Origin of the sequence: Streptosporangium sp. NPDC051023, from assembly GCF_040689595.1 — a bacterium.
GTDB lineage: Bacteria > Actinomycetota > Actinomycetes > Streptosporangiales > Streptosporangiaceae > Streptosporangium.
Genome location: NZ_JBFBCE010000050.1, coordinates 60,411 through 67,172, shown reverse-complemented (window position 1 = coordinate 67,172; position 6,762 = coordinate 60,411). Strand labels below are relative to the sequence as shown.

Below are 6,762 nucleotides of genomic sequence, written 5' to 3'. Positions count from 1 at the left end.
GGGGACGGGGCGGCGACTGCGGCGGGCGCGAGGGCCATGCTGAAGGCCGCGACCGTGGAAAGCACGGCGGCGGACAGAGCAAGGGAACGCATGAGTTTACTACCTTTCGAAACAGCGATGAGATGGTGCGGGGTCATTTCCCCCGGCACCGCGCACAGGCTGTCATCGGGATCATCTGGTGATCAACGTCTAGGAATCGACGCTGGAGTGAACGGAACGGAGATCTTCCGCTACGAGGACAGCCCGGTCACATGGCGGGACGGCTACCGTTTCTACGTGTACTTCCTCTGAGTTTCAGCAGGTGACAGCCCATCAGCGGGGGTCAGCTCACCCCGCCCACGACCGCCCTGCCCTCTCGCGCCGCCGCCGCGTAGAACGGTCCGAGGTCCTCGAATCCCTCGTAGCCCCCCTCATGGGTGCCACCCGCCGCATCCGGCCGGGCAGCGCCGAACCCCCAGCCCTCGCCCATCAGGCCTTGCGCGACCACCGCCACCTGGCCGGGATCGAGGATGAAGGCCGGGCCGTAGCCGGACTCGTATCCCTCCACGTCGTTCTCACCGTCCTCGCCGGTCGCCGCGGCGAGCCAGGGATAGCACCCTCTCCATCGCGTGGTCCCATGCTCAGCCTCAGCCCTGCCCTCCGCGACGGCGCCGAGCGTCCGGTAGTCGTCTCCGAACACGTCGGTCTCCCGCCGGAAGCCGACGGGCGCCTGTCCGTCGTCGAAGACGATCGCACCGATCAGGGCGGGGTCCGCCCGTACGGCCTCCAGCAGCCCGGCATCGACCTTCACCAGGTTCAACCACATCGACACGATCATGAATCGTAGCCGTGCCGACCAGGACTCCGGATGGCGAGTGCAGGATTTAGCGGTAGCTCAATCGGCTCATTGATCACGGACCGGAATCGGCTCAGCCAGCGCAGCGCGCCCGGGAGGCGCGGGGAAGGGGTCGGCGAAGTACTGGGTTTCGTGCGTCACCAGACCATCGGTGATCTCCATCACGCTGAGCGAGTATGTGGGCACGCCGTCATAGGTGATCACGCATTCGCTCACCCAAAGGTCGCCGCCGCCCAGGATTCGGCGAATGGTGAAGTGGCGTTCGGCCGGGTGCCCGCCGCGTTGCGCTTGGATCCTTGACCGGCCTCTGAAGCGCTCGCCCGACTGCGGGTAGTCCAGGATCGCGTCTGCAGCGTAGATCGCGTGCTCAGCGTCGACGTCTCCGCGTTCGGAGGCCTCCCAATGCTCCTGAAGCCGAGCCCGGATATCGGCTTCAGGATCAATTGCGCCGTTCACCCATTAGCCCCTCATGATCAAAAGGAATATCGCAGGCTCGCACGCCAGATGCTACCCATACTCTCCAGGCGGGCCGGTGGTACGTGACCGGGCCGCCCAGCCGCGCCCTCAGTCCAGTGTGCGGGTGCGGTCCCACGCCGACATGACGATGAGCGTCTTGGTCCCGGCCACGATCCCCGTGCGCCGGATGGCGTTGACGACCTGCTGCAGGTGCTCGACGTTCCGGACCCGGAACCGCACGAGGGCGTCTGGGTCGCCGGCGATCGTGTAGTACTGCTGGACCTCCGGGACCTGGCGTGCGATCTCCTCGATCTCCCGGGTGTCGGTGTCCCCTGTGAGGCGGATCTCGGTGAAGGCGTCGAGTTCGCCCACCGCTGTTTCGCTGACGAGCGCGACGTAGCCCTGGATGACCCCGTCCGCCTCCAGTCGCTCGATGCGCCGCGAGACGGGAGCTCCGGACAGGCCGACGCGTCGCGCGATCTCGCTGACCGGCATGCGCGCGTTCGTGCGGAGAAGGTCCAAGATCTGTCGGTCGATACTGTCCATCACGCCTCCTTGGGGCGAAAGAATATGCCGCGCTGCGTGTGATTCATGAGGGTTGCACTGGTATAGGCGCACAATATCAGCGTCTTACGCGTATCTTGCGCTCATTGATTGCGTCCGGGATTCAGCTGTTGCGAGAGTGCCCCGTACGACGATTCAAGGAGCACCATGACCTCCGCGACTCCAACGACCGAGCCTTGGTCGGTCCTCGACGCAGCGGGCAGGCTGCGCCAGGACGATCGCATCCCGTCCGGCACCGACGCCCTGGACCTGCAGGCCGCCTATCGCGACATGGTCCTGGCCCGCCGCGTCGATACCGAGGCGATCGCGCTACAGCGGCAGGGTGAGCTCGGGCTGTGGCCCTCGATGCTGGGCCAGGAGGGTGCCCAGGTCGGCGCGGGTTCCGCGCTGCGGGTGCAGGATGTGGTGTTTCCTACTTACCGCGAGCACGCGGTGGCCTGGTGTTTCGGCGTCGACCCGGTCCAGCTGTTGGGGCTCTTCCGCGGCACCACGATGGGCGGCTGGGACCCACGGGAGCGCAACTTCACCCTGTACACCCTGGTCATCGGCGCCCAGACCCTGCATGCCGTCGGCTACGCGATGGGCATCGTCCGTGACGGCGACGTCGGCACTGGCGACCCCGACCGGGACCGAGCCGTGCTGGTCTTCCTCGGCGATGGAGCGCTCAGCGAGGGCGAGACCAACGAGGCGTTCGTGTGGGCCGCCGCGCAGAACCTGCCGGTGGTGTTCTTCTGCCAGAACAACCAGTGGGCGATCTCGGCGCCCTTCTCCGTGCAGAGCCGCGTTCCGGCGGCCGAACGCGCCCGGGGCTTCGGCTTCCCGGGTGTGCGGGTCGACGGCAACGACGTCATCGCCTGCCACGCAGTGACCCAGGCGGCGCTTGCGAACGCCCGCGACGGTGGCGGCCCAACCCTGATCGAGGCGGTCACCTACCGCCGGAACCCGCACACCACGTCGGACGACGACCTGCGCTATCGGGCGGGCTCGGAGAACGACGAGTGGGCCACCCGTGACCCGATCGACCGGCTCCGTGCCCTCCTGACCAGCGGTGACCACTCGTCGCAGATCGACGAGGCGTTCCTGGCCGACCTGGCCCGCGAGGAGGAGGAACTGGCCGAGCGTCTACGCAGCGGCTGCCGGGCCCTCCCCGTGCCTGCGGCGGGCGACCCGTTCCTCCACACCCTTGAGAGCATGCCGCGCGACCTTAAGCGGCAGATGGACGAGCACCTAGCCTTCGTGGCCGCAGCCGAAGGAGAGCACTCGTGAGCACCGCGATGGCGCACGCCCTCAACGCGAGCCTGCGCGACGCGATGAAGGCCGACGACAAGGTACTCCTCATCGGCGAGGACATCGGCCGGCTCGGCGGCGTCTTCCGCGTCACCGACGGCCTGCAGAAGGACTTCGGCGACGACCGCGTCGTCACCTCCCCCCTGGGCGAGGCCGGCATCGTCGGCAGCGCGATCGGTCTTGCCTTGGCCGGGTACCGGCCGGTGTGCGAGATCCAGTTCGACGGCTTCGTCTTCCCGGCGATGAACCAGATCGTCACCCAGCTCGCGAAGTACCGCCACCGCTCCGAGGGGCAGATCTCGCTCCCCATCGTCATCCGCATCCCCGTCGGCGGCGGCATCGGTGCGATCGAGCACCACAGCGAGTCGCCCGAGGCCTACTTCGCGCACACCCCCGGACTGCGCGTGCTCTGCCCGTCCAACGCACAGGAGGCCTACGACTTGCTCGGCCAGGCGATCCGGTGCAATGACCCGGTCATCTTCCTCGAGCCCAAGCGGTCCTACTGGTCCAAGGGCGACGTCGACCCGTCAGCCCCGTCGGTCGACATGGAGCGCGCCCGGATCGTGCGGCCCGGGAACGCCCTGAGCCTGGTCACCTACGGCGCTCTGGTGCCGATCGCGACCAAGGCCGCCGGGATACTGGCGGAGGAGGGGCACGACATCGAGGTCATCGACCTGCGCTCGCTCTCGCCCATCGACGACGCCACAGTCGTCGAGTCCGTACGACGGACCGGCCGCCTCGTCATCGCCCACGAAGCCTCCCAGACCTGCGGCATCGGCGGCGAGCTCGCCGCCCGAGTGCAGGCCCAGGCGTTCTACGAGCTCGAGGCGCCGATCCTGCGGGTCACCGGCTACGACACGCCGTATCCGGCGAGCCGCCTCGAGGAGGACTGGCTGCCGAACGTCGACCGGATCCTCGAGACCTGCGACCTCAGCCTGAGCCACTGACGCCATCCCGAGACGGCCCCATCCGTTCTGCCCGCCGGAGCACACCTTGACCACCACGACCGCACAGACCTTTCTGCTGCCCGATGTCGGTGAGGGCCTCACAGAGGCCGACATCGTCACCTGGCGCGTCGCCGTCGGCGACACAGTCACCGTCAACCAGATCATCGTCGACATCGAGACCGCCAAGTCCGTGGTCGAGCTGCCCTCGCCGTACGCCGGCAAGGTCGTCGAGCTACTCGCCACCGAGGGCGAGGTCGTGGCCGTTGGCTCGCCGATCATCGCCATCCGCACCGCCGACGCACAGGTAGCCGCTCCGGCCGATCCTGCCGAGGGCGAGGCCGGCGGGCCGGAGCCCAAGCTGCTGGTGGGCTACGGCGCCAGGGACGCCGGCCACAGCCGGCGCCGCCGTGGCACCGCCCCAAGCGGCGCGGCTGCCCCTGCGGTCACGCCTCCCGCCGCTCCCGGCCGGGACAAGCCGCGGGCCAAGCCTCCGGTCCGCAAGCTGGCGAAGGTCCTCGGGGTGGACCTCGCCACGGTCGAGCCGACCGGCCCGGACGGGACCGTCGTACGTGCCGACGTGCTGCGTGCTTCCGAGCCGATGGCTACGCCCGGCGGCCGGCCCGCGTCGGCGGACCCGGCCTCGGCCCCGGCCGTAGCCATCGGCTCGGAGACCCGGATCCCGATCAAGGGGGTGCGCAAGCACACCGCGGCCGCGATGGTCGCCTCCGCCTTCACCGCACCGCACGTGACCGAGTTCGTCACCGTCGACGTGACGAAGACCCTGGAGCTGCGTGAGCTGGTCCAGCGACGCCGCGAGTTCCGCGACACCAAGCTCACGCCCTTGGCGTTCGTCGCCCGCGCCTACCTCCGCGCCCTGGCCCGGATCCCGATGGCGACCGCGCGCTGGGACGAGGCCGCCCAGGAGATTGTCGTCCCCGCCGGCATCAACCTCGGCTTCGCCGTCGCCACTCCACGTGGCCTGATGGTGCCGAACATCAAGAACGCGCACACCCTCGGCCTGCTCGACCTCGCCGGCGCGATCAATGAGCTCGCCGCCACCGCCCGCGCCGGAAAGACCACGCCGGAGGCGATGGCGGGCGGATCGACGACCATCACCAACGTCGGCGTCTTCGGCATCGACACCGGCACCCCCATCCTCAATCCGGGCGAGACGGCGATCCTGGCCGTCGGCGCCATCCGTCGGCAGCCCTGGGTCGTCGAAGACGCCGCGGGCGAGAGGATCGAGCCCCGCTCGATCCTCCAGCTCGCGCTCTCCTTCGACCACCGCGTGCTCGACGGCGCCGAGGGCTCCCAGGTCCTCGCCGACACCGCCGCCCTGCTCGCCGAGCCCGCACTGGCGGTGCTGTGATGACGAACCAGGTTGCCGAACAGTTCTTCGACCACGCCGTCGCCACCCACCGCCCCCAGCACTCCAGGAGAACCGCCGATGCCGGCCCGACGTACCTTCCGCTCAGCTGAACATGCTGACCTGATCCAGCTCGTCCGCACGATCGCCGCCGACGAACTCGCGCCCCGAGCGGCACAGGCCGAGGCCGACGAGGAATTCCCCCGCGATGTCTTCCGCATGCTCGGCGAGGTCGGCATCCTCGGCCTGCCCTACCCGGAGGAACTCGGCGGGTCCGGTCTCCCGTACGAGGTCTACCTCCAGGTGCTGGAGGAGATCGGAGCGGTGTGGGCCTCGGTCGGTGTCGGCGTCTCCGTCCACGCGCTGTCCTGCTTCGGTCTCGCGACGCGCGGCACTCCGGAGCAACAACAGCGCTGGCTGCCCGAGATGCTCGGTGGCGAGCTCCTCGGCGCCTACTGCCTCTCCGAGGCGCACGCCGGCTCAGACCCCGCAGCCATGACCGCGACGGCCCGCGGCGACGGCGACGGCGACGGCTATGTGCTCAACGGCGCCAAGGCCTGGGTCACCCACGGTGGCCAGGCTGACTTCTACAAGATCATGGCGCGCACCAGTGGCGCCCAGGGCGACCGCCACGGTATCTCCTGTTTCCTCGTCCCCGCGGATACGCCCGGCCTGGTCTCGGACGTACCGGAGCGAAAGATGGGCCTCACCGGCTCGACCACCGCCGCCCTGCGGCTCGAAGGGGTCCGAGTGCCGATGGAGCGGCGGCTGGGCGCGGAGGGTGACGGCCTCAAGATCGCCCTCGCCGGACTCGACGCGGGCCGGCTCGGCATCGCCGCGGTCGCGACCGGTCTCGCCCAAGGTGCTCTCGACGCCGCTCTCGCCTACGCCCAGCAGCGCCACACCTTCGGACGGCGGATCATCGACCACCAGGGACTCGGCTTCATCCTTGCCGACATGGAGGCCGCCGTCGTCGCTGCGCGTGCGACATTGCTGCACGCGGCACGGCTCAAGGACGCTGATCTCCCGTTCAGCCGCGAGGCGTCGATCGCCAAGCTCGTGGCGACTGACAACGCGATGAAGGTGACCACGGACGCCGTCCAGGTTCTCGGGGGTGCGGGCTACACCCGGGAGTTCCCCGTGGAGCGCTACATGCGCGAGGCCAAGGTCATGCAGATCTTCGAGGGCACCAACCAGATCCAGCGCATGGTCATCGGACGGCACCTTGACCGCGACAACGCCGGCGCGATCACCCGGGTCTGACTCGGTGTGCCCACGCGGGCACACCGGACCGACACGAGCCGGCG

General features: G+C 69.2%; 7 protein-coding genes. 4 read left to right on the top strand and 3 right to left on the bottom strand.

Annotated features, from left to right (window positions below; translation table 11 throughout):
* Nucleotides 1-322 precede the first annotated feature (322 nt).
* From AB0395_RS29195 to AB0395_RS29185, 3 genes are all read right to left on the bottom strand, one after another.
* On the bottom strand, nucleotides 323-811 hold the full coding sequence (locus tag AB0395_RS29195) for a hypothetical protein (RefSeq protein ID WP_366286417.1): 489 nt from the start codon (nucleotides 809-811) through the stop codon (nucleotides 323-325).
* Nucleotides 812-883: 72 nt separating this feature from the next.
* The gene (locus AB0395_RS29190; RefSeq protein ID WP_366286414.1) at nucleotides 884-1,291 is read right to left on the bottom strand and encodes a nuclear transport factor 2 family protein; all 408 of its coding nucleotides are present in this window, start codon (nucleotides 1,289-1,291) and stop codon (nucleotides 884-886) included.
* Nucleotides 1,292-1,399: 108 nt separating this feature from the next.
* Nucleotides 1,400-1,837 carry an Lrp/AsnC family transcriptional regulator gene (locus AB0395_RS29185; protein ID WP_366286411.1) on the bottom strand — a complete coding sequence of 146 codons (438 nt, stop codon included), beginning with the start codon at nucleotides 1,835-1,837 and terminating at the stop codon, nucleotides 1,400-1,402.
* Nucleotides 1,838-2,002: 165 nt separating this feature from the next.
* Here AB0395_RS29185 and AB0395_RS29180 point away from each other — a divergent pair, with 165 nt between their 5' ends.
* The 4 genes from AB0395_RS29180 to AB0395_RS29165 all read left to right on the top strand — a co-directional run bounded on the left by AB0395_RS29180 (nucleotide 2,003) and on the right by AB0395_RS29165 (nucleotide 6,718).
* Complete coding sequence (locus AB0395_RS29180) at nucleotides 2,003-3,121, top strand: thiamine pyrophosphate-dependent enzyme (protein WP_366286408.1); 1,119 nt, start codon at nucleotides 2,003-2,005, stop codon at nucleotides 3,119-3,121.
* 8 nt (nucleotides 3,122-3,129) lie between these two features.
* Nucleotides 3,130-4,089: an alpha-ketoacid dehydrogenase subunit beta gene (locus AB0395_RS29175; protein ID WP_366286434.1), complete on the top strand. Its 960-nt coding sequence runs from the start codon at nucleotides 3,130-3,132 to the stop codon at nucleotides 4,087-4,089.
* A 46-nt stretch (nucleotides 4,090-4,135) separates the two neighbouring features.
* The gene (locus AB0395_RS29170) at nucleotides 4,136-5,458 is read left to right on the top strand and encodes a dihydrolipoamide acetyltransferase family protein (RefSeq protein ID WP_366286405.1); all 1,323 of its coding nucleotides are present in this window, start codon (nucleotides 4,136-4,138) and stop codon (nucleotides 5,456-5,458) included.
* 78 nt (nucleotides 5,459-5,536) lie between these two features.
* Nucleotides 5,537-6,718 (top strand): acyl-CoA dehydrogenase family protein, encoded by a 1,182-nt coding sequence (locus tag AB0395_RS29165; RefSeq protein ID WP_366286403.1) that lies wholly within the window; start codon nucleotides 5,537-5,539, stop codon nucleotides 6,716-6,718.
* Nucleotides 6,719-6,762 lie beyond the last annotated feature (44 nt).